The following is a 20,466-nucleotide window of genomic DNA, read 5'->3' on the forward strand; positions in this document are numbered from 1 at the left end:
GGTGAAAGATTTGCGTGCGTTGAACAAGCCTCAATGAAAATCCCGCGATGGCGGCAGGATGCGGACGTTGCGGGGGTGGCGGATTTTTTGCGCGGGCATATCCGCGTGGGAATGGGGGTCGTCGTTGAGGGGCTCGATCACGGTAGCGCCTGCCGGTACCGGATGCTTGCGGCTCAGCGCATCGTTGGCGAGGCCGACCAGATCGTGCGAACGGTCGACCATGCGCTGGGCGATGAGATGCGTCACCTTTTCGGGGCTGCTCTGGATATAGCCCTCGACCAGGATGAGGCGCGCGCCCATCACCTCCTTGCGGTACTGCTCCATGATCTTGGGCCACACCACGACATTGGCGATACCGGTTTCGTCCTCCAGCGTCATGAACACGACGCCGCTGGCGCTGCCCGGCCGCTGCCGCACCAGCACCACGCCGGCGCAGCGGACGCGGCGCCGCTCGTTGTCATGGCTGATGTCCCTGCAGGCCACCACACGCTCGCGCGAGAACATCTCGCGCAAAAACTCCATCGGATGGCCCTTCAGCGATAGCCGGATGGTCTGGTAGTCCGCGACCACCTGTTCGGCCCGCGGCATCTCCGGCAACGGTTTTGCGTGCTCGTCCGGCTGCTCGCGCGCGGTCGCCGCCTCGAACAGCGGCAGCGGCACGCTGTCGGGCAGCCGCCGCACCTGCCACAGCGCCTCGCGGCGGTCGAGGCCGAGCGAACGGAACGCGTCGGCATCCGCCAGCAGGATCAGCGCACGCTTGGGCAGCCCGGTGTCGCGGGCGAAGTCTTCGAGCGAGGTGAAGGGACGGCGGTTGCGGGCCTTGATGATGCGATCGGCCCAGTCTTCCTGAGTGACATAGACTTTGCCTTGCCGCTTCGCCTGCTCCTCTTTGAGGAACCCCTCATCAGGATCGAGCCAATGAAAACCGTCGATCTGGCGGAAACCGAGACGCACGGCACAGTACTTGTCTTCGGTATTTTCCAGCGTGTTCTGCGCAAAGCTGTAGGAGACGTCGATGTCGCGGACCTCGACGCCGTTCTTGCGAGCATCGCCGACAATCTGCGCCGGAGCGTAAAAGCCCATCGGCTGCGAGTTCAGCAGACCGCAGCAGAATGCGTCCGGGTGGTGCCATTTGAGCCATGAGGAGATGTAGACGAGCTGCGCAAAGCTAGCCGCGTGGCTCTCAGGAAAACCGTAGGAGCCGAAACCCTTGATCTGCTCGAAGCAATTTCTGGCGAATTGAGGGTCGTATCCTCGGCGGATCATGTTGCCGATCATTTTCTCTTCGAAATTGCCGATGGTCCCGACGTTGCGGAACGTTGCCATGGCACGTCGCAATCCGTTGGCCTCTTCCGAGGTAAAGCCTGCGGCCACGATCGCAATCCGCATGGCCTGCTCCTGGAACAGAGGCACTCCTAACGTCTTGTGCAACACCTTATAGAGCTCGTCTGCCTCTCCATATTCAGGCGACGGAGCCGGATAATTTTCCTTCTCTTCACCGTTCCGTCGCCTCAGATACGGATGAACCATGTCGCCCTGGATCGGGCCGGGACGCACGATCGCGACTTCGATGACGAGATCGTAGAAGGTCCGCGGTTTCAGCCGCGGCAGCATGTTCATCTGCGCGCGGCTCTCGACCTGGAACACGCCGAGTGATTCCCCCCGCTGCAGCATTTGATAAACTTCGTCGTCATCCTCCGACTTGATATCCGCAAGCTCGTAACGCTTGCCCTTGTGCCGGTCGATCAGATCAAAACATTTCCTGATGCAGGTCAGCATGCCCAGCGCGAGCACGTCGACCTTCATCATGTTGAGTGCGTCGACGTCGTCCTTGTCCCATTCGATGAAGGTGCGATCGTCCATCGCGGCATTGCCGATCGGCACATAGGTGTCGAGCCGGTCCTGCGTGAGCACATAGCCGCCGACATGCTGGGAAAGATGGCGCGGGAATTCGATCAGCTCGGTCGCGAGCTCGACCGCGAGATTGATCATGGAATTGTTGGGATCGAGCCCGGCCTGCCTGACCTGCATGTCGTTGAGGCCCTTGCCCCAGCTTCCCCATACGGTGTCGGCGAGCGCGGCGGTGACGTCTTCGGTCAGACCCAGCGCCTTGCCGACGTCGCGGATGGCGCTGCGCGGACGGTAATGGATGATGGTGGCGATGATCGCGGCGCGGTGGCGGCCGTAGCGGCGATAGACATATTGCATCACCTCCTCGCGCCGCGAATGCTCGAAATCGACGTCGATATCAGGCGGCTCCAGCCGCTCCTTGGAGATGAAGCGCTCGAACAGCAGATCGACCTGGGTCGGGTCGACCGAGGTGATGCCAAGCACGTAGCAGACGGCCGAGTTCGCCGCCGATCCCCGCCCCTGGCACAGGATGTTCTGGCTGCGTGCGTAGTGCACGATGTCGTGCACGGTGAGGAAGTAATGCGCGTATTTCAGCTCGGCGATCAGCGCGAGCTCTTTCTTCAGGGTCGCATGAAGCTTCTCGTCGATTTTGGTGATGCCGCCGAAATATTTGTCGACGCCCGCCCAGGTCAGATCCTCCAGATGCCCCTGCGCGGTCTTGCCCGGCGGCACCGGCTCGTCCGGATATTGGTATTTGAGCTGGTCGAGCGTGAAATCGATCTTGTCCGCAAAGCGCATGGTCTCCGCGATCGCCTCGGGAAAGTCGCGGAACAGCCGCGACATTTCGCGTGGCGTCTTCAGGAAGCGCTCGGCATTGGCTTCCAGCTTCCGTCCGACCGCCTCGATCGTGGTTTTTTCCCGGATGCAGGTGAGCACGTCCTGAAGCGGACGGCGGCCGGGGTCGTGATAGAGCACTTCGTTGGTCGCGAGCAGCGGAACGTTTGCCTTGGCGGCGAGATCATCGAGCCGCGCCAGGCGGCGGCGGTCGTCGCCGCGATAGACCAGGCTCGCCGCCAGCCACACGCCCTCGGCGCGGCTTGCTTTCAGCTTTGAAAGAATATCCAGCGCCTGCTCGGGCTCGAATCGATGTGGCAGCGTCAGGACCAGGAGCTGGCCCTCGGAAAACTCAAGAAGATCGGTAAAAGCGAGATGGCATTCGCCCTTCTCGATCCGCGTGATGTCGTCGCCGCGCTTGCCCCTGGTGAGGAGCTGGCACAGCCGGCCATAGGCGGCGCGGTCGCGCGGATAGACAAGAATGTCGGGCGTGCCGTCGATGAAGACGATGCGCGCGCCGATCAGCAATTTCGGCTTGTGCAGCACCTTGTCATTGCCGAGTTCCTTGTAGGCCCGCACCACGCCGGCGAGCGTGTTGTGATCGGCAATGCCGATCACGGGAATGCCGAGGATACTCGCCTGATGCACATAGGCGCGCGGATCCGAGCCGCCGCGCAGGAAGGAGAAGTTGGTGGTGATGCCGATCTCGGCATAAGCGGGCATAGTCATGCGAAGAGACCGTGCACATACCAGTTGGGGGGAATGGGTTTGCCTTCGGCGTCGAACACCTCTCCCTCGTAAAGACCGTCGCGAAAGATCCAGAAGCGCAGGCCTTCGGCATCCTCGATGCGGAAATAATCCCGCGTCAGTTGCTTGCCATCCTGCCGCCACCACTCCATCGCGATGCGCTCGGGTCCCTCCACCCGCACCACCGCATGTTTCGCGCGCCGCCAGGTGAATTGATGCGGCGGGCCGTCGGGCACGGTCGCGAAAGGCACGGTGACCAATTCCGGCTTGTCGAACAGCCGCAACGGACGCAGCGGCGGCTCGCTCTCGGCGCGCGCCGGCCACTCGGCCTGCATGGCGGCGGCGAGATGATGCTGTGCGGGGGCGGCCAGCACCGCGCATTCGGGGATATGGGTATCCTCAGGCAAATGCACGACGACGCGCTTCCCGCCGATGCGCGCGGCGATGCGGTCGATCAGCGCGGCGAGCTCGTCATTGTCGTGGACATGGGCGTCGAGGTCGCGCTGCTCCTGCACCACGATCTCGGTGCGGCTCGCCGATAGCCGCACCATGTCGAAACCGAAGCCGGGATCCAGCGGATCGGCAAGCGCATCGAGACGCTCGCGGAACAGACGGTCGACGACCGCGCTTCGCGTCACGGAACGTCCGGTCTCGACCATGATCGTGCGCACCACGCCGTCGGTGCGGAAGAACGCGGCTTCTAACCGGCGCGCGCCCTTGCCCTGCTTCTCCATCGACGCGATCAGCGTATCGGCGAGCCGCGACAGCGTCATCGCGATCATGGTGTCGGTCGCGATCGGCTCGGCAAAGCGCTTCTCCACGATGTAATCCGGTAGCGGTTTGCGCGGACTGATCGGCGCATCGCCCTGCCCCAGCGCATGCGCGAGCAGCGTGGAGAATCGTGCGCCGAACCGCGCCGTGATCTCGCTCGGCGCGCGCGAAGCGACATCGCCGATGGTTTTCAGGCCGGCACGACGCAGGCCGGTCGTGATCACCTCGCCTGCGCCGAGCGCTGATACAGGAAACCGGTCGATCGCCGCGGCCTCCCCACCATCCGCAACGATGGTGCCGGAGGCCTGCCGCGTCAGCGTGCGCGCGCAGACCGAGGTGCCGGCGATCGCCGCGCTGACGGCAAAACCCTGCCGGGCGAGCGCGCGGACGAGGGTCTGCAACAACGCAGCTTCCCCGCCGAACAGATGCGCGCAGCCGGTGATGTCCAGAAACAGCCCGTGCGGCGGATCGAGCGCCACCAGCGGCGTGAAGCGGTCGCACCAGTCGGCGATGTCGCTGAGCGTCTTCGCATCGGCCACGACATCGGCGTCGAACACTTTTAGATCCGGACACATCGCCCGCGCATTGGCCAAGGGTTGACCGATATGCAGCCCGAGGCGCTCGGCGGCCTCGTCCAGCGCATGGATTATCAGCGCATTGTTGTCCTTGATGACAACGATGCTCGGATCATTGGCCTTACCCAGCGCGCCGAAGAACCGCTGAATCCGATCGATGGGCAGGCGCGGCAGCCACAGGCTGAGGATACGTCGACGGTTCAGAGAACTGGCACTCATCACATTTCCATTCCATGATCCACCGGCCGCACGGGCCATGACGATTGCGCAAGAGTTCGGCATCGAAGCGCGGTGCGCCCCAGGAGCTCCAAGCCGACCCCGGCGGTGAATGCGCCGCGCGCAGCATCCATCTGGTTTCGGCAGTCGAGGGCAGCGGTTGCGCGGCCATCCGCAGCAGCAGGCCGGTGACGCCGGAAGACTGCGCGGCCAGCGTCAGCTTGCGGCTCGCCACGAGATCGAATTGCCGCGTCTCGCCCCAGAGCTCGAGCACGACGGCGCCCAGCGCATCGCAGGCGAGCGCATCGGCCGAGGTCCGCAGCGCGCTCTCGACATCGGCGGCGCGCACCATCACCACGCGGCGCGGATCGAGACCGATCTCGGCAAGCCCGCTCATCGACAGCGCGCCGGTCTCGAGTTCCGAAAAATCCTGCCGCACCCACAGCAGCGGCCGGCGCCGCGAGACACGCCCCGCAAGCCCCATGACGAAACCCGTCGCGGCTGCGCCCTGCCGGCCCTCGCAAAACACCTCGTGGATCACCGCGCGCGCGAGCCCGCCCTTCAGCGCGCTGTCGGCCTCGCTATGGCCGAGCGCGACGCGATCGTGCTGGTGCACGACCTCCGCGGTCTCGATGCGCTCGATCTGGCCGCGCAAGGTCGCAAGCGCGCTCATCCGTGCGGTGGCGCATGATCCGCCAAAGTGTGAGCGGTTTGGCGACAAGATCATGCGCCCTCTTAAAAAGAAGAGCGCGATCGGACGCAAAACCGGCGACCACTTTTGCTGATCGCGCTCTGCATGCTCGCCGCTCCTTCAGGGGTGATTGCCGAGGTTCTCAAAAATAAGAACCTGTGGCTGGCTCATTTGTTCATGATATGTTCTAATATAAAGCTAACGGCGGCCGGGGAGTCAATCGAATTGGTGCTCATCCGGATTCATAAGCTGAATCAAAGGGATTCCACGATGGACGTACAACGCAAGCTGGAGATTCTGGCGGATGCCGCCAAATACGACGCGTCGTGCGCCTCCAGCGGCACCGAGAAGCGGGATTCCAGCGACGGCAAGGGCATGGGCTCGACTGCGCCGGGCATGGGCATCTGCCATTCCTACGCGCCTGACGGACGCTGTATCTCGCTGCTCAAGGTGCTCCTGACCAACGCCTGCAATTACGATTGCCTCTATTGCGTCAACCGCGCCTCCTCGAACGTGCCGCGCGCCCGCTTCACCATCGACGAAGTGGTCAAGCTCACGCTCGACTTCTACCGGCGCAATTACATCGAGGGCCTGTTTCTCTCCTCCGGCATCATCCGCAGCCCCGACTACACCATGGAGCAAGTGGTCAGCGTCGCGCGCAAACTGCGCGAGGAGTATCACTTCCGCGGTTATATCCATCTCAAGACCATTCCCGAGGCCGACGATGCGCTGATCGCGGAAGCCGGCAAATATGCCGACCGTCTCTCCATCAACATCGAGATGCCCCAGGAGACGAGCCTGCAACAATTCGCGCCGGAGAAGGATGTCCGCGCGATCCGCCGCACCATGGGCCGGCTGCGGCTGAAGCTGGACGAGGCCGAGGACAGCCGCAGTACGAAAACGAAGGCCAAGCCGCAGCGCTTCGCGCCGGCCGGCCAAAGCACGCAGATGATCGTCGGCGCTGATGCGGCCTCCGATCACACCATTCTCCACACCAGCTCCAATCTCTACGGCTCTTACCGGCTGCGGCGCGTCTATTACTCCGCCTTCAGCCCGATCCCCGATGCGAACCGCGCTTTGCCTCTGGTGCAGCCGCCCTTGCTGCGCGAGCACCGGCTTTACCAAGCCGACTGGCTGATGCGGTTCTATGGTTTCGATGTCGGCGAGATCGTCGACGACAGCGCGATGCTGCCGCTCGACATCGATCCAAAACTCGCCTGGGCGCTGCGCCATCGCGACCGCTTTCCGCTCGACGTCAACCGCGCCAGCCGCGAGGAATTGCTGCGCGTGCCGGGCTTCGGCACCAAGGCGGTCGAGCGCATCATCGCGACACGGCGCACCACCACGATCCGCGTCGCCGATCTCGCGCGGCTGCACGTGCCCCGCAACAAGGCGCTGCCATTCATCGTCCTCAGCGATCACCGCCCCGCGCCGCACCGCCTCGACGAAGCAGGGCTGATCGAACGGTTCAAGCCGAAGGCAACACAATTGGGGTTTGGCTTCTGATGCAGTACATCATCCTCGACAATCAAACCGATTTTGACGGCTGGCGCAAAGCCGCGCGTACGCTCGTGCTCCACCACGTGACGCCCGCCGATGTCACCTGGGCCGTGCAGGGCGGCGAAGCCGATTTGTTCGCACCACCTTCGCCGTCTCCGATCCTTGAAGTGAATGATGGCACCTTCAACGTCTCCGCAAAATTCGTCGATCTCGCAAAAGCCGCGATCCTGCATCGTGATCCCGAGCGCTTTGCGATCCTCTATCGCCTGCTCTGGCGCTTGAAGGACAATCACGATCTCATCGAGGTCGCGATCGATCCTGATGTCGCGCAGGTCATTGCGATGGCAAGAGCGGTTCATCGCGACGAGCACAAGATGCATGCCTTCGTGCGTTTCCGCGAGATCGGACGCGAGCGCGCAGCGCATTACGTCGCCTGGTTCGAGCCGGAGCATCACATCGTCGAGCTCGCCGCGCCGTTCTTCGCAAAACGCTTTGCCGACATGCCGTGGTCGATCCTGACACCCGATCTGTGTGCGCATTGGGATGGCCACGCGCTCTCGTTCACACCGGGCGTAAGCAAGAGCGAAGCACCCGGCGAAGACCGGCTGGAGGAAACCTGGCGGCGCTACTACGCCAGCATCTTCAATCCGGCCCGGCTCAAGGTGAAGGCGATGCAGACGGAGATGCCGAAGAAATACTGGAGGAACCTGCCCGAGGCGTCGATCATTAAGCCCTTGATCGAGGACGCCGAGCGCATGACCGGTGCCATGATCGCCAATGCCGCTACCGATCCGCACAAGCCCCAGAAGCGGCCGGAGGCTCCGATGCCACGCAAGCGAGCTGCCGACGATCTCGAAGCGCTCCGCGAGGAGGCGGCTCATTGCCGCGCCTGCCCGCTCTACAAGGACGCGACGCAGACCGTGTTCGGCGAGGGCCCGAAAGACGCCACCATCATGCTGGTCGGTGAGCAGCCCGGCGACAAGGAAGACCTCGCCGGCCATCCCTTCGTCGGCCCGGCCGGCCAGATGCTCGACCGTGCGCTGCAAGAAGCCGGCGTCGACCGCAAGAAGGTCTATGTCACCAACGCGGTGAAGCACTTCAAATTCGTGCCGCGCGGGAAGATACGCCTGCACCAGAAGCCGGCGACGCCGGAGATCCGGGCGTGCCGGCAATGGTACGAGCGGGAAGTTTCGGCAATCCAGCCCGAGCTCATCGTGGCGATGGGCGCCACTGCCGCGCAAAGTGTGTTCGGCAAGATCACCCCGATCGGAAAGACCCGCGGCCGGCTCATAGACCTGCCCGACGGTCGCAAGGCACTGGTGACGGTGCATCCGTCCTATCTGCTGCGGCTGCCTGATCCGGAAGCGAAGGTGCTGGAATATCAGCGCTTTGTCGAAGATTTGAGGATCGCCGCCGGCTTGCAGAAGAAGGCCCCGCGCGCCGCCTAAATCCAGATGGGAAAGCGACTTTACGACGCAGTTGTCATCCAGCCTTCAAATCCATCGCGGACAATAGCCCTTCAAATTAGTTAAGGGGCGTCCAAAAATGACAGATGTTGCATTCGACCGTGCGGTAGGCGATCCGACGCCTGTCCAGCCGGCTTCCAGGCCAAATCTCGACAAGGGCTTTAACCCGCTCACGATGATCCTGTTCTTCGGCATTCTCGCCGCGGGCCTGCTGTTCGTCGCCTACAGCATCTATGTCGACGTCAACGCGACCGGCACGAAGGTGACGACCTTCGTGCCCTACATCCTCCTGTTCGTCGCGCTGCTGATCGCGCTCGGCTTCGAATTCGTCAACGGCTTCCACGACACCGCCAATGCGGTGGCGACCGTGATCTACACCCACTCGCTGCCGGCCGAATTCGCGGTGATGTGGTCGGGCTTCTTCAACTTCCTCGGTGTGCTGCTGTCGTCCGGCGCGGTCGCCTTCGGCATCGTCTCGCTGCTGCCGGTCGAGCTGATCCTCCAGGTCGGCTCCAGCGCCGGCTTCGCGATGGTGTTCGCACTCTTGATCGCCGCGATCATCTGGAACCTCGGGACCTGGTATTTCGGCCTGCCCGCCTCCTCCTCGCACACGCTGATCGGCTCGATCATCGGCGTCGGCGTCGCCAACGCCGTCATGCGCGGCCGCGACGGCACCTCGGGCGTTGATTGGAGCAAGGCCACCGAGATCGGCTACGCGCTGCTGCTGTCGCCGCTGTTCGGTTTCATCTGCGCCGCCGTGCTGCTGCTCCTGCTCAAGTTCATCGTGCGCAACCCCGCCCTGTACGCCGCGCCTGAAGGCAACAAGGCGCCGCCGCTTTGGATCCGCGGCCTGCTGATCGCGACCTGCACCGGCGTCAGCTTCGCCCATGGCTCGAACGACGGCCAGAAGGGCATGGGCCTGATCATGCTGATCCTGATCGGCACCGTGCCGACCGCCTACGCGCTCAACCGCACGCTGCCGGAATCCCAGGTCGCCCAGTTCCAGAAGGTCTCGGAGGCCGCCTCCAAGGTGATCGCGGCCAAGGGCGCCGGTCACTCGATCATCGGCGATCCCCGTCCTGCGGTGACGCAGTACATCACCTCGCACCACATCAGCGAAGGCACCTACCCCTCGCTGTCGGTGCTGGTGAAGGATGTCGGCGACCAGGTTGCGAAGTACGGCTCGCTCAACAAGGTACCGGCGGAAGTGGTCGGCAACACCCGTAACGACATGTACCTGACCTCGGAAGCGATCCGCTTCCTGATGAAGGACAAGGAAAACGACCTTAACAAGGAAGAGGTCGCGACCTTGAACGCCTACAAGGGCGGGCTCGATAGCGCCACCAAGTTCATCCCGAACTGGGTGAAGATCGCGGTCGCCATCGCGCTCGGCCTCGGCACCATGATCGGCTGGAAGCGCATCGTCGTCACCGTCGGTGAGAAGATCGGCAAGACCCATCTCACCTACGCTCAGGGCGCCTCGGCCGAGCTGGTCGCCGCGGCCACGATCGGCGCCGCCGACGTGTTCGGCCTGCCGGTCTCGACCACCCACGTGCTGTCGTCCGGCGTCGCCGGCACCATGGCCGCGAACGGCTCGGGCCTGCAGATGGCGACCATCCGCAACCTGCTGATGGCCTGGGTGCTGACGCTGCCCTGCGCGATCGCGCTGTCGGCCACGCTGTATGTGATCTTCTCGCGGATCTTCTGAAGCCGATCACGCGCCTCAAAGACAAAGGGCCCGTGCGATGCACGGGCCCTTTTCGTTTGTGCTTCGGGGTTCGGCGTTAAGACGCCGCGAGCGATTCCTCGACCAGCTTGACCCAGTAGGAGGTGCCGAACACGATCGCCTCGTCGTTGAAATTATAGGCGGGGTGATGCAGGCCGGCGCTGTCGCCGTTGCCGCAGAAGATGAAGGCGCCGGGCCGCGCTTCCAGCATGTAGGCGAAATCCTCGCCGCCCATCAGCGGCGGCATCTCGTGCACATTGGCCTCGCCGGCAACGTTCCTGGCGATGCGCCGTGCCACCTCGGTCTCCGCGGCGTGGTTGTTCACGACAGGGTAGTTGCGCTTGTAGTGCAGGTCGATCTTGGCGCCGGTGATCTGTGCCACGCCCGCCACCACTTCGTGCACGCGCTTCTCGACGAGCGTGCGCACCTCAGGCGACAGCGTGCGGATGGTGCCCCTCAACGTCGCAGTCTGCGGAATGACGTTGCGGGCATTGCCGGCGTGGAATTCGCAGATCGAGATCACGGCCGATTCCAGCGGATCGACGCTGCGGGCGACGATCGACTGCAGCGCGGTGATCACCTGCGCACCGACCAGCACTGAATCGACGCATTTGTGCGGACGCGCGGCGTGGCCGCCGAGGCCCTCGATCATGATGTCGACCTCGTCGGTCGCAGCCATGATCGGACCCGGCCGGATCGCGAACGATCCGATCGGAATGCCCGGGCCGTTGTGCATGCCGTAGACCTGCTCGATGCCGAAGCGCTCCATCAGGCCGTCCTTGACCATGGCCGCGCCGCCGGCGCCGCCCTCCTCGGCCGGCTGGAAGATCACCACCGCATCGCCGGCGAAGTTGCGGGTCTCGGCGAGGTAGCGGGCCGCCCCTAACAGCATCGCGGTGTGGCCGTCATGGCCGCAGGCGTGCATCTTGCCTGGGTTCTTGGAGGCGTAAGGCAGGTTGGTCTGCTCCTCGACCGGCAGCGCATCCATGTCCGCGCGCAGCCCGATGGTCTTGAGCCCCTCGCCGGCCGGCTTGCTGCCCTTGATCACACCGACCACGCCGGTCTGGCCGAGGCCGGTCACGACCTCGTCGCAGCCGAACTCGCGCAGGCGGTCCGCCACGAATGCTGCGGTGCGGTGAACGTCGTACAGCAGCTCCGGATGTTGGTGGATGTCCCGGCGCCAGGCCTGAATATCGGGTTGAAGGTCGGCGACGCGGTTCACGATGGGCATGGAGGGTCTCAAGCTTTGTTGAAAATACAGGACTGTCTACCATGCAAGCGCCAGTCCACCTAACTCCCGCGGATCGAGGGGAGCCCTGTCCTCTCGTCATGGCCGGGCTTGTCCCGATCCGCCGCGTCTGCCTATTAGGACGCAACGCTGAGTGACCATACGGGTGGAAACAGAATGCCAAGACGGCTCGAAGGTGAGTTTGACTACATTGTCGTCGGAGCCGGCACGGCGGGCTGTATCCTCGCCAACCGGCTGTCGGCCGATCGCAACAATCGCGTCCTCATCCTCGAAGCCGGCGGCGACGACAACTGGATCTGGTTCCACATTCCGGTCGGCTATCTCTTCGCGATCGGCAATCCGCGCTCGGACTGGATGTTCAAGACCGAGGCGGAGCCCGGTCTCAATGGTCGTTCGCTCTCCTATCCCCGCGGCAAGGTGATCGGCGGCTCTTCGGCGATCAACGCCATGATCTCGATGCGCGGACAGGCCGCCGACTATGACCACTGGCGCCAGCTCGGCATGACCGGCTGGGGCTATGACGACGTGCTGCCGCTGTTTAAGCGGCTCGAGGATCATTTCCTCGGCGCGAGCGAACATCATGGCACCGGCGGCGGCTGGCGCATCGAGGCGCCGCGGCTGTCATGGGCCGTTCTCGACGCCGTCGGCGATGCCGCAGAAGAAATGGGCATCAAGCGCATCCCGGATTTCAACACCGGCGACAACGAGGGCACCAGCTATTTCCACGTCAACCAGAAGCGCGGCCGGCGCTGGTCGTCGGCACGCGGTTTCCTCAAGCCCGCGCTGAACCGCCCCAATTTGCGGCTCGAGAAGCACGTGCTGGTCGACCAGCTGATCATCGAGCAGGGCCGCGCCGTCGGCGTGCGCTTTATCCAGAACGGCGAGATCATCGAGGCGCGCGCCAAACGCGAAGTGATCCTCTCGGCAGGCTCCATCGGCTCGGTGCAGGTGCTGCATCGCTCCGGCATCGGCCCCGCCGACTGGCTGTCGCCGCTCGGCATCGACATCGTGATGGACAAGCCCGGAATCGGCCGCAACCTCCAGGACCATCTCCAGCAGCGCGCGATCTACAAGGTCGAGGGCGTGCGAACGCTGAACGAGACCTACTACAATTTGTTCCGCCGCGGCCTGATGGGTCTCGATTACGCCTTCCGCCGCCGCGGTCCGTTGACCATGGCGCCGTCGCAGCTCGGCATCTTCACACGCTCCGATGCCACGCGCGCGCGCGCCAACATCCAGTTCCACGTGCAGCCGCTGTCGCTCGACAAGTTCGGCGATCCGCTGCACCGCTTCCCCGCGATCACGGTGAGTGCCTGCAATCTCCAGCCGACCTCACGCGGCACCGTACGGCTGCGCTCGGCGATAGCGGACGAGAAGCCGATCATCGCGCCGAATTATCTGTCGACCGACGACGACCGGCAGGTCGGCGCCGACGCGATCCGCACCACCCGCCGCCTGATGCGGCAGAAGGCACTGGCAAAATATCGCCCGAGCGAGTATCTGCCCGGCCCTTCCGTCGGCGACGACGACGCCTCACTCGCAAAAGCCGCCGGAGATATCGGCACCACCATCTTCCATCCCGTCGGCACCGCGAAGATGGGTGCGGTGAATGATCCGATGGCGGTGGTGGACGAGCGCCTGCGCTTCTACGGCCTCTCTGGCCTGCGCATCGTCGATGCCTCGATCATGCCGACGATCACGTCGGGCAACACCAACACGCCGACCGCGATGATCGCCGAGAAAGGCGCGACGATGATTTTGGAGGATGCGAAGTAGCATCCCGCCACCATGATCAACCCGCACCCCTTTTCAATCGGCCCGGCCGACGCAGAGATCGCCATGCTGCAATGGGGCGAGAGCGGCAAGCCGCCCGCCCTCCTCGTGCACGGCACCGGCTTCGTCGCCGATGTCTGGGACGAGGTCGCGCGCGAGCTTGCATCGACCTATACGGTCTATGCGCTCGACCGCCGCGGCCACGGCGCCAGCCACAAGCCGGGCTCCTATCATTTCCTGGATTTTGCCGAGGACGCCTGCCGGGTAATCGATGCACTCGATCTGCGCGATGTCTACGGGATCGGACACAGCGCGGGTGCGACCGATCTCCTGCTCGCGGCAAAGCTCTTGCCCGGACGTTTGACACGCCTGTTCGTGATGGAGCCGACCATCATGGACCCGCGCGCGGCACGCTCCGGAGGATTGGAGGAAGACTCCCTGTCCCGCGTGCAGGGCGCGCTGCGCCGTCAGGCGGAGTTCGATAGCATCGATGCCGTCTTCAACCGCTACCGCACCGCGCCGGCATTTGCGGATTGGACCGAAACGTCGCTGCGGGCCTATGTACGCCACGGCTTCGTACCGCTGGAAGATGGCCGGATTCGGCTCTGCTGCACGCCCGAGATCGAGTCGGCGATGCTGCGTCCGATCTACGAGGCGATGGCGCAGGTCTACGTTGGCGATGCTCGGGGCAATCCGTTTGCCTCGCTTGCCGAGATCGACTGCCCGGTGCGCATCACGACTGCCGCGAAGTCCGGGCCGATCTACAAGGTGATGGCCGCGCGCGCGGCGTCGCTGATCCCACGCGTCAGTACGCTGGTCTTCGAGGGCGCCGGGCATTGCGTGGCGCAGGAAGTGCCGGCGGCTGTAGTGGAAGCGGTGCGAGACTTTTCAAAGTAGGTCTCGTGCCCCGGCTCTGCGCCGCAATGCTTACGCATTGCAGCGCGTCCGGGACACGATACCACCTCACGAAATCGTCATCGCCTCCCGCGAATAAACCCGCCCCTCCCCCAATCACCTCCCCGAAGCCCAATTCCGGGCGAGAGGAGACGTGCGATGAGCGGACACGATCACGGCGACGACGGCGTCAGCCGCCGCAAGGTGCTGGAATGCATGACCTGGGCCGGCACCGGGGTGCTCTGGACCATCACGGGCGGCGTGCCGCGCTCGCTCGGTATCATCGATTCCGCGCAGGCCGCGACCGCGACGGCGCCCGGCATGACCTTCCTCCAGATCAGCGACAGTCATGTCGGCTTCGACAAGCCGGCCAATCCCAACGCGCTCGGCACGCTGGAGGAAGCAGTCAACAAGATCAACGCGATGCCGGCGAAGCCCTCCTTCATGATCCACACCGGCGACATCACGCATCTCTCAAAGGCCGCCGAGTTCGACAATGCCGACCGCATCATCTCGCAGACCAAGCTCGACGTGCACTACGTGCCCGGCGAGCATGATTTCCTCGACGAGGAGGTGAAGTTCTATCGCGAACGCTACGGCCGCGGCACCAAGGGTGCGGGCTGGTATTCGTTCGATGCCGGCGGCGTGCACTTCATCGGCCTCGTCAATGTCGTCGATCTCAAGGCCGGCGGCCTCGGCAATCTCGGCGCCGAGCAACTCGCCTGGCTGGAGGATGACCTCCGCGGCAAGTCGAAATCGACGCCGATCGTGCTGTTCGCGCACATCCCGCTCTGGACCGTCTATCCGGAATGGGGCTGGGGCACCGAGGACGGCGGCCGCGCGCTGGAACGAGTGAAAGGCTTCGGCTCGGTCACAGTGCTGAATGGCCACATCCACCAGGTGATGCAGAAGGTCGAGGGCAACGTCACCTTCCACACCGCGCGCTCGACTGCGTTCCCGCAGCCGGCGCCGGGGGCCGCGCCGTCGCCCGGACCGATGAAGGTCGAGGACGCAAGACTGCGCGGCATGCTCGGCGTCGCCAGCATCAACTTCAAGCAGAACGAGCAGCGGCTCGCGATCATCGACACACCGCTGCAAGGCTAAGGCTGAACGGAAGCTGACAATGAAGACACTCAATCGCCGCGACTTCGGTGTCGCTGTGGCCGCGGCCATCCTGTTGCCCGCAACAACGGCCCGCGCCGACGACATGGAAGTGCACATCGACAATTTCGTTTTCCAGCCGGCCGAGCTCAAGATCAAGCTCGGCACCACGGTGACCTGGACCAACCGGGACGACATCCCGCACACGATCGTTTCGGCCGGCAAGTTCAGGTCGAAGACCCTGGACACCGACGACAAGTTCTCGTTCACTTTCACCAATGCGGGCGACTACAAATATTTTTGTTCGTTGCACCCGCACATGACGGGGATGATCAAGGTTGAGTAACATCTCGAACCAAGGCATCAACGTCTTGCCCGGCCAGTGGTCCCACGCTGGCCGGGCTCGTGTGCCTTCCGTCACACACGGGAACGAAACGAACAGGGACGAAACAACGCGACGCGCAGAACAAGAGGCAAAGCGAGGAGCGATGCCCGCCAACGACGATTTGGAGAAGGCGCAGCGTTTCCGCGAAGCGGCGCTGCCTTATCTCGACGACGTCTACACGCTCGCGCGCTATCTCTTGCGCGATGCCTCCGATGCCGAGGACGCGGTGCAGGAGTGCTACCTGCGCGCGCTGAAGCACTTTGACAGCTATCGCGGGCCCGCGATGAAGCCCTGGCTGTTCGCGATCCTGCGCAACGTCTGTAACGCCGAATATGCGCGGCGCGCGCATAGGCACAGCGCGATCGAGGACACGCCCGATGCCGCCGAGCAGACGCCGATGTGGCAGGAGACCGAGGCGAGCCCCGAGACCGAAGTGCTGCGCAGCCGAGATGCCGGCGCAATCCGCAAGCTGATCGACGCGCTCGCCGAACCGTTCAAGGAAACATTCGTGCTGCGGGAGATCAACAACCTGTCCTATCGTGAGATCGCCGAGACCATCGGCGCCCCCGTCGGCACCGTAATGTCCCGCCTCGCACGCGCCCGCGCCATGCTGCGCGCGGCCTGGATGGCGGAAGAGGAGCACTCGAAATGACCTGCGACGAAGCAAAGATCCTGCTTCACGCGCTGCTCGACAACGAGCTCGATGCCGGCCACGCGCGCGAGGTCGAAGCCCACATCGCCGGCTGCCCGGGCTGCGCCGCGGAGTTTGCCGCACAGCGCGAGATGCAGCGCGTGCTCGCCGAAACCAATCTGCGCTACACCGCACCAGCAAGCCTGCGCAGCCGGATCGAGGCCTCGCTGCCGCAACGCCAGCAGCCGAGCCGCCGCTCGGTGCTGCGCGGCTTTGCGATGGGCTCGGCCGTCTCCGCGCTCGCCGCCTCCGGCGTCGTCGCCGTCGTGCTGCGCCAGGACGACCAGCAACGCATCCTCTCTGAGGTCGTCTCCGCGCATCTGCGCTCGCTCCAGGCCGGCCACCTCATCGACGTGGTCTCCACCGACCAGCACACCGTGAAGCCGTGGTTCAACGGCAAGCTCGACGTCGCCCCGCCCGTGATCGATCTCACCGCGCAAGGTTTTACGCTGGTCGGCGGCCGGCTCGACTATATCGACGCCCGCGCCATCGGTGCGGTCGTCTACAAGCGCCGGCAGCACGTGATCAATTTGTTCGTATCGCAGACATCGAACGCGGAATATCGCGCGCCGAAGACCGAGACCATGCAGGGCTTCAACTGCCGCCGCTGGGGCAATCGCGGCCTGAACTTCTGGGCCGTCAGCGATATCGGCGCCGACGAGCTCGCCGAATTCGTCGACAAGTTCGAGGCGGCGATGAAGGCGAATGTGGAGGGCTAGCGCATCCACCCGTCATTGCGTCGCAGCCCCGTCATCGGGCCGCGGGTTCGGCCGCTTGGCTCGCAATAGCGATCTAGAACATGCCGTTGCCATGCACCGCCGTGTCGGGCACGGGCTGGCGCACCTCCCAATGCTCGACGAGCTTGCCGCCCTCGAGGCGGAAGATGTCGACGATGGCAAGACCGGGATCCGCGGGCGTGCGCTGCGCGTGGACATGCGCGATGACGAGATCGCCATCGGCTGCGATCCGCTTGACCTCGGCGCGCAGTTCCGGAAACTGCCGGCGCAGCTCGGACAGGTGCTTTCGAATGCCCTCGACGCCATCCGCGATCATGGGGTTATGCTGGACGTAGCGCGGACCTAGATGGATCGCGGCCGCATCGAAATCTCCCCGGTTGATCGCCGTTTCCAGAAATTCGCGCACGATGGCCTTGTTGGCCGACATTTCGCTCATCAGCTTGTTCTCCCATGAAATCGTCACGCGTTCTGGACCGGCGCGGCGTCGGCGTCGATGTGCGCGGCTTGCAAAGTCCAGTCCGATCGTCTCAAAGAGCAACCGTCGGCACGCGGGAGCGGACGTGATGGATGCAAGGTCGGAGGTGTTGGCGGCATATCGCACCGGCAGCGCGTTCCTTGGCACGGCCCTGCTGCGCCGTCCCTGGGGTATCGGCGTCGAGCCGCAGCGGAACTCTGCGCTTCACGTCGTGCTCGCGGGCAGTTGCTGGCTGAAGCTGACGGGCCGTGACGAGCCCATTCATCTTTCACCCGGCGATGTGGTCCTGGTCGCGAGTGGCGTCGGCCATGCGCTGAGCGATCCGCCGGATGCCGCGATCGTTCCCATTCGTGACGCGCTGTCCGCGGCATCAGCCCCGGAGGCGGCCTCGGCGTCCGATGCAACGAGGCTGCTATGCGCGAAATACCAGCTCGACGAGGCCGGGCCTCATCCGATGGTGTCGCTCATGCCGCCCTTGGTTCACCTCACCGCACAGCAGGTCGAGGCCAACGAGCCGTTGCGACTGGCGTTACAGTTGCTCCGTGTCGAAGCGCAGGGCCGCCGCAGCGAGGCCGAAATCGTCGCATCGCGCCTGCTCGACAGCGCATTGGTCCTGCTGTTGCGCGCGTGGATGGACAATCAGCCCGCGGGCAGCGGCAACTGGTTCGGCGCATTGAGCGATCCCGCGATCGTGCGCGCCTTGCGCCTCATCCATGAGCAGCCGCAGGACGACTGGACGGTCGCAGCCCTGGCGGACCACGCTCTGCTCTCGCGCGCCACCTTCGCGCGCCGTTTCACGCAACTGGTCGGAGAGCCGCCGCTCGCCTATGTCACGCGCTGGCGGATGAGCCTGGCGGCCAAAACGCTGCGTGAAACCGGCCGCTCCATCGACGAGATCGCACGGGCCGTGGGGTACGAGTCCGCGCCGTCGTTCTCGAAGGCCTTCAGTCGCGTGTTTGGACGATCACCAGGACGCTATCGAAACGGCAGCTCGTGAATGTATATTTCGCGACGGTCGGAGAAGGCCAAGAAACTCAGACCCATGCATCCTGGCGAGGTTCTGCGGGCGGAATTCCTTGTTCCGCTCAACATGTCTGCAGGCGCTCTCGCCAAGACGTGCGGCCTGCCCCGCACGCGCATCGGGCGGATCGCGAATGAGCAGACTGGAATCACCGCCGACATCGCACTTCGGCCGGCCAAGGCGCTCGGCACGACCGCCGAGCTTTGGCTCAATCTTCAGAATGATGACGGCATCCAGATCGCCAGACGCGATCTCGGCAAGGCACTCAACCGCATTGAGACTGTGAACAAGCCGAAAGCGGCCTGAGCGATCGGCGGCCTTACGCCGACCGCCGCACCGCGTTGTCCACCAGCGTCTTGCCGAGCGACCAGATCGCGCCGGGGACCTTGTGGCTGCCGGCGATGACGTCGTCGAACGCCTTTTCGATCCAGCTGCAGTCTTCCTCGGTGATGGTGAGCGGCGGCAGCAGCTTGATGGTGTGGCTGCCGTGGCCGGCCACTTGCGTCAGGATCTTGTGATCCTTGAACAGCGGCACGGTGATGAGCTGGCAGAACAGGCCCTTGTTGGCGGTCTCCAGCACGTTCCACGAGGCCCGCAGGCGCAGCGACTTCGGCGGACCGAACTCGACGCCGATCATCAGACCCTTGCCACGCACTTCCTTCATCAGCTCGTAGCCGGGCACCATGCGCGTCAGCGCGAGGCGCAGCTCGGCGCCGCGCTTGGCGGCGGACTCGATCAGCTTCTCGGACTCCATGACGTCGAGCGTGGCAATACCCGCGGCCATGGCGAGGTCATTTTTCGAGAAGGTCGAACCGTGCACCACAGCGCGGTCCATCTGATTGAAAATCTTGTCGAAGATGGCCTTGCGCGTCAGCACCGCGCCGACCGGAACGTGGCCGCCGGACAGCGACTTCGACAGCAGCACCATGTCGGGTTCGACGTTCCAGTGCTCGACCGCCAGGAAGCGGCCGGTGCGGCCCATGCCGGTCTGGATCTCGTCGGCGACGAACAGCGTGCCGTATTTCTTGCAGAGGGCGGCCGCGCCGGGCAGGAACTCGTCGGTGGGCATGTTGACGCCCTTGCCCTGGATCGGCTCGACGATGAAGGCCGCGACCTCACGCGAGGCCAGCGCCTTTTCGAGCGCGGCCAGGTCGTTGAACGGGATCGAGGTGCAGCCCGGCAGCAGCGGCTCGAAGCCGGTGCGGAAGTTCGAATCACCCGTCAGCGACAGCGCGCCATAGGTCAGGCCATGATAGCCGTGGGCGCAGTAGACGATGCCCGGCCGGCCCGTGGCGCCACGCGCGAACTTGATCGCGGCTTCGACGCATTCGGCGCCGGAATTGGCGAAGAACGCCTTGTCGAGATAGGGGACGTATTTCAGCAGCCGCTCGGCGAGCACGCCGGCGAGCACCGAGACGTCGAACTGGACGAGGTTGGGCAGGTCCGCATCGAGCACGCTCTTGAGCGCCTCGCGCATCACCGGGTGATTGCGCCCGATCGCGAACACGCCAAAGCCGGACAACAGGTCGAGATAGCGGGCGCCCTCGCGATCGTAGAGATACTGCCCCTGCCCCTTCTGGAAGCCGACATCGTAGCCGATGGTCTTGAGAACCCGAACGAACTGCTCGTTCAGATGCCGATTATGCAGGGTGCTGCGCTGGGCCTGACGGTCCGCGAATAGCTGAGACATGTCTGGATTTGGGCTGTGCATCCGCTACATACTTCGGTTGAGGGCCGTCTCGTCAACTGAAAACGGACCGTTA

At 64.3% G+C, this 20,466-nt stretch carries 17 protein-coding genes; 11 read left to right on the forward strand and 6 right to left on the reverse strand.

All coding sequences use genetic code 11. The features are described 5' to 3' along the window. Positions 1 to 30: 30 nt before the first annotated feature. The 3 genes from JQ627_RS04305 to JQ627_RS04315 are packed head-to-tail and all read right to left on the reverse strand — an operon-like array spanning position 31 to position 5,721. Positions 31 to 3,414 carry an error-prone DNA polymerase gene (locus JQ627_RS04305; RefSeq protein ID WP_212482888.1) on the reverse strand — a complete coding sequence of 1,128 codons (3,384 nt, stop codon included), beginning with the start codon at positions 3,412 to 3,414 and terminating at the stop codon, positions 31 to 33. After that, positions 3,411 to 4,997 (reverse strand): DNA polymerase Y family protein, encoded by a 1,587-nt coding sequence (locus JQ627_RS04310; protein ID WP_212482889.1) that lies wholly within the window; start codon positions 4,995 to 4,997, stop codon positions 3,411 to 3,413. Before JQ627_RS04310 ends, JQ627_RS04305 begins: the two co-directional genes overlap by 4 nt. Next, positions 4,900 to 5,721: an ImuA family protein gene (locus JQ627_RS04315; protein ID WP_212482890.1), complete on the reverse strand. Its 822-nt coding sequence runs from the start codon at positions 5,719 to 5,721 to the stop codon at positions 4,900 to 4,902. Before JQ627_RS04315 ends, JQ627_RS04310 begins: the two co-directional genes overlap by 98 nt. A 234-nt stretch (positions 5,722 to 5,955) precedes the next feature. Between JQ627_RS04315 and JQ627_RS04320 the strand changes: the two genes are divergently transcribed. The 3 genes from JQ627_RS04320 (at position 5,956) to JQ627_RS04330 (ending at position 10,359) form a co-directional block, all read left to right on the forward strand. Beyond that, complete coding sequence (locus JQ627_RS04320) at positions 5,956 to 7,191, forward strand: putative DNA modification/repair radical SAM protein (protein ID WP_212482891.1); 1,236 nt, start codon at positions 5,956 to 5,958, stop codon at positions 7,189 to 7,191. Further along, positions 7,191 to 8,633 (forward strand): UdgX family uracil-DNA binding protein, encoded by a 1,443-nt coding sequence (locus JQ627_RS04325; RefSeq protein WP_212482892.1) that lies wholly within the window; start codon positions 7,191 to 7,193, stop codon positions 8,631 to 8,633. Before JQ627_RS04320 ends, JQ627_RS04325 begins: the two co-directional genes overlap by 1 nt. Positions 8,634 to 8,730: 97 nt before the next feature. Continuing rightward, positions 8,731 to 10,359 carry an inorganic phosphate transporter gene (locus JQ627_RS04330; protein ID WP_212482893.1) on the forward strand — a complete coding sequence of 543 codons (1,629 nt, stop codon included), beginning with the start codon at positions 8,731 to 8,733 and terminating at the stop codon, positions 10,357 to 10,359. Positions 10,360 to 10,435: 76 nt separating this feature from the next. Here the strand turns inward: JQ627_RS04330 and JQ627_RS04335 are convergent, their stop codons facing one another. Next, the gene (locus tag JQ627_RS04335) at positions 10,436 to 11,608 is read right to left on the reverse strand and encodes a M20 aminoacylase family protein (protein WP_212482894.1); all 1,173 of its coding nucleotides are present in this window, start codon (positions 11,606 to 11,608) and stop codon (positions 10,436 to 10,438) included. Positions 11,609 to 11,782: 174 nt separating this feature from the next. Here JQ627_RS04335 and JQ627_RS04340 point away from each other — a divergent pair, with 174 nt between their 5' ends. The 6 genes from JQ627_RS04340 (at position 11,783) to JQ627_RS04365 (ending at position 17,189) form a co-directional block, all read left to right on the forward strand. Next, positions 11,783 to 13,402, forward strand: coding sequence for a GMC family oxidoreductase (locus tag JQ627_RS04340; protein ID WP_212482895.1), 1,620 nt, complete (start codon positions 11,783 to 11,785; stop codon positions 13,400 to 13,402). A gap of 12 nt (positions 13,403 to 13,414) precedes the next feature. Further along, positions 13,415 to 14,296: an alpha/beta fold hydrolase gene (locus JQ627_RS04345; protein WP_212482896.1), complete on the forward strand. Its 882-nt coding sequence runs from the start codon at positions 13,415 to 13,417 to the stop codon at positions 14,294 to 14,296. A 156-nt stretch (positions 14,297 to 14,452) separates the two neighbouring features. Then, positions 14,453 to 15,397: a metallophosphoesterase gene (locus JQ627_RS04350; RefSeq protein WP_212482897.1), complete on the forward strand. Its 945-nt coding sequence runs from the start codon at positions 14,453 to 14,455 to the stop codon at positions 15,395 to 15,397. A gap of 19 nt (positions 15,398 to 15,416) precedes the next feature. After that, positions 15,417 to 15,740 carry a cupredoxin family copper-binding protein gene (locus JQ627_RS04355; RefSeq protein ID WP_212482898.1) on the forward strand — a complete coding sequence of 108 codons (324 nt, stop codon included), beginning with the start codon at positions 15,417 to 15,419 and terminating at the stop codon, positions 15,738 to 15,740. 142 nt (positions 15,741 to 15,882) lie between these two features. Beyond that, positions 15,883 to 16,431, forward strand: a complete 549-nt coding sequence (locus tag JQ627_RS04360) for a sigma-70 family RNA polymerase sigma factor (RefSeq protein WP_212482899.1) — start codon at positions 15,883 to 15,885, stop codon at positions 16,429 to 16,431. Next, entirely contained in the window at positions 16,428 to 17,189 is a 762-nt protein-coding gene (locus JQ627_RS04365; protein WP_212482900.1) for an anti-sigma factor, read from the forward strand. Before JQ627_RS04360 ends, JQ627_RS04365 begins: the two co-directional genes overlap by 4 nt. A 73-nt stretch (positions 17,190 to 17,262) precedes the next feature. Here JQ627_RS04365 and JQ627_RS04370 read toward each other — a convergent pair whose 3' ends face one another. Continuing rightward, positions 17,263 to 17,643 carry a nuclear transport factor 2 family protein gene (locus JQ627_RS04370; RefSeq protein ID WP_248882084.1) on the reverse strand — a complete coding sequence of 127 codons (381 nt, stop codon included), beginning with the start codon at positions 17,641 to 17,643 and terminating at the stop codon, positions 17,263 to 17,265. Here JQ627_RS04370 and JQ627_RS04375 point away from each other — a divergent pair. Then, positions 17,624 to 18,679, forward strand: a complete 1,056-nt coding sequence (locus tag JQ627_RS04375; RefSeq protein ID WP_212482901.1) for an AraC family transcriptional regulator — start codon at positions 17,624 to 17,626, stop codon at positions 18,677 to 18,679. The genes JQ627_RS04370 and JQ627_RS04375 overlap by 20 nt on opposite strands. Before the next feature lie 45 nt (positions 18,680 to 18,724). Next, a complete protein-coding gene (locus JQ627_RS04380) occupies positions 18,725 to 19,009 on the forward strand; it encodes a HigA family addiction module antitoxin (RefSeq protein WP_249142847.1) in 285 nt (94 codons plus the stop codon). A 13-nt stretch (positions 19,010 to 19,022) separates the two neighbouring features. Here JQ627_RS04380 and hpnO read toward each other — a convergent pair whose 3' ends face one another. Then, the gene (hpnO, locus tag JQ627_RS04385; protein WP_212482903.1) at positions 19,023 to 20,414 is read right to left on the reverse strand and encodes an aminobacteriohopanetriol synthase HpnO; all 1,392 of its coding nucleotides are present in this window, start codon (positions 20,412 to 20,414) and stop codon (positions 19,023 to 19,025) included. Positions 20,415 to 20,466: the final 52 nt, after the last annotated feature.

Origin of the sequence: Bradyrhizobium liaoningense (assembly GCF_018130785.1) — a bacterium.
GTDB classification, from domain to species: domain Bacteria; phylum Pseudomonadota; class Alphaproteobacteria; order Rhizobiales; family Xanthobacteraceae; genus Bradyrhizobium; species Bradyrhizobium liaoningense_A.

What these genes read in the sequence shown, in the direction of transcription:
- JQ627_RS04305 (WP_212482888.1), bottom strand. Translation starts at nt 3,414, where the DNA reads ATGACTATGCCCGCTTATGCCGAGATCGGCATCACCACCAACTTCTCC.
- JQ627_RS04355 (WP_212482898.1), top strand. Translation starts at nt 15,417, where the DNA reads ATGAAGACACTCAATCGCCGCGACTTCGGTGTCGCTGTGGCCGCGGCC.
- JQ627_RS04360 (WP_212482899.1), top strand. Translation starts at nt 15,883, where the DNA reads ATGCCCGCCAACGACGATTTGGAGAAGGCGCAGCGTTTCCGCGAAGCG.
- JQ627_RS04310 (WP_212482889.1), bottom strand. Translation starts at nt 4,997, where the DNA reads ATGAGTGCCAGTTCTCTGAACCGTCGACGTATCCTCAGCCTGTGGCTG.
- JQ627_RS04370 (WP_248882084.1), bottom strand. Translation starts at nt 17,643, where the DNA reads ATGAGCGAAATGTCGGCCAACAAGGCCATCGTGCGCGAATTTCTGGAA.
- JQ627_RS04350 (WP_212482897.1), top strand. Translation starts at nt 14,453, where the DNA reads ATGAGCGGACACGATCACGGCGACGACGGCGTCAGCCGCCGCAAGGTG.
- JQ627_RS04325 (WP_212482892.1), top strand. Translation starts at nt 7,191, where the DNA reads ATGCAGTACATCATCCTCGACAATCAAACCGATTTTGACGGCTGGCGC.
- JQ627_RS04320 (WP_212482891.1), top strand. Translation starts at nt 5,956, where the DNA reads ATGGACGTACAACGCAAGCTGGAGATTCTGGCGGATGCCGCCAAATAC.
- JQ627_RS04335 (WP_212482894.1), bottom strand. Translation starts at nt 11,608, where the DNA reads ATGCCCATCGTGAACCGCGTCGCCGACCTTCAACCCGATATTCAGGCC.
- hpnO (WP_212482903.1), bottom strand. Translation starts at nt 20,414, where the DNA reads ATGCACAGCCCAAATCCAGACATGTCTCAGCTATTCGCGGACCGTCAG.
- JQ627_RS04340 (WP_212482895.1), top strand. Translation starts at nt 11,783, where the DNA reads ATGCCAAGACGGCTCGAAGGTGAGTTTGACTACATTGTCGTCGGAGCC.
- JQ627_RS04380 (WP_249142847.1), top strand. Translation starts at nt 18,725, where the DNA reads ATGCATCCTGGCGAGGTTCTGCGGGCGGAATTCCTTGTTCCGCTCAAC.
- JQ627_RS04330 (WP_212482893.1), top strand. Translation starts at nt 8,731, where the DNA reads ATGACAGATGTTGCATTCGACCGTGCGGTAGGCGATCCGACGCCTGTC.
- JQ627_RS04315 (WP_212482890.1), bottom strand. Translation starts at nt 5,721, where the DNA reads ATGATCTTGTCGCCAAACCGCTCACACTTTGGCGGATCATGCGCCACC.
- JQ627_RS04345 (WP_212482896.1), top strand. Translation starts at nt 13,415, where the DNA reads ATGATCAACCCGCACCCCTTTTCAATCGGCCCGGCCGACGCAGAGATC.
- JQ627_RS04365 (WP_212482900.1), top strand. Translation starts at nt 16,428, where the DNA reads ATGACCTGCGACGAAGCAAAGATCCTGCTTCACGCGCTGCTCGACAAC.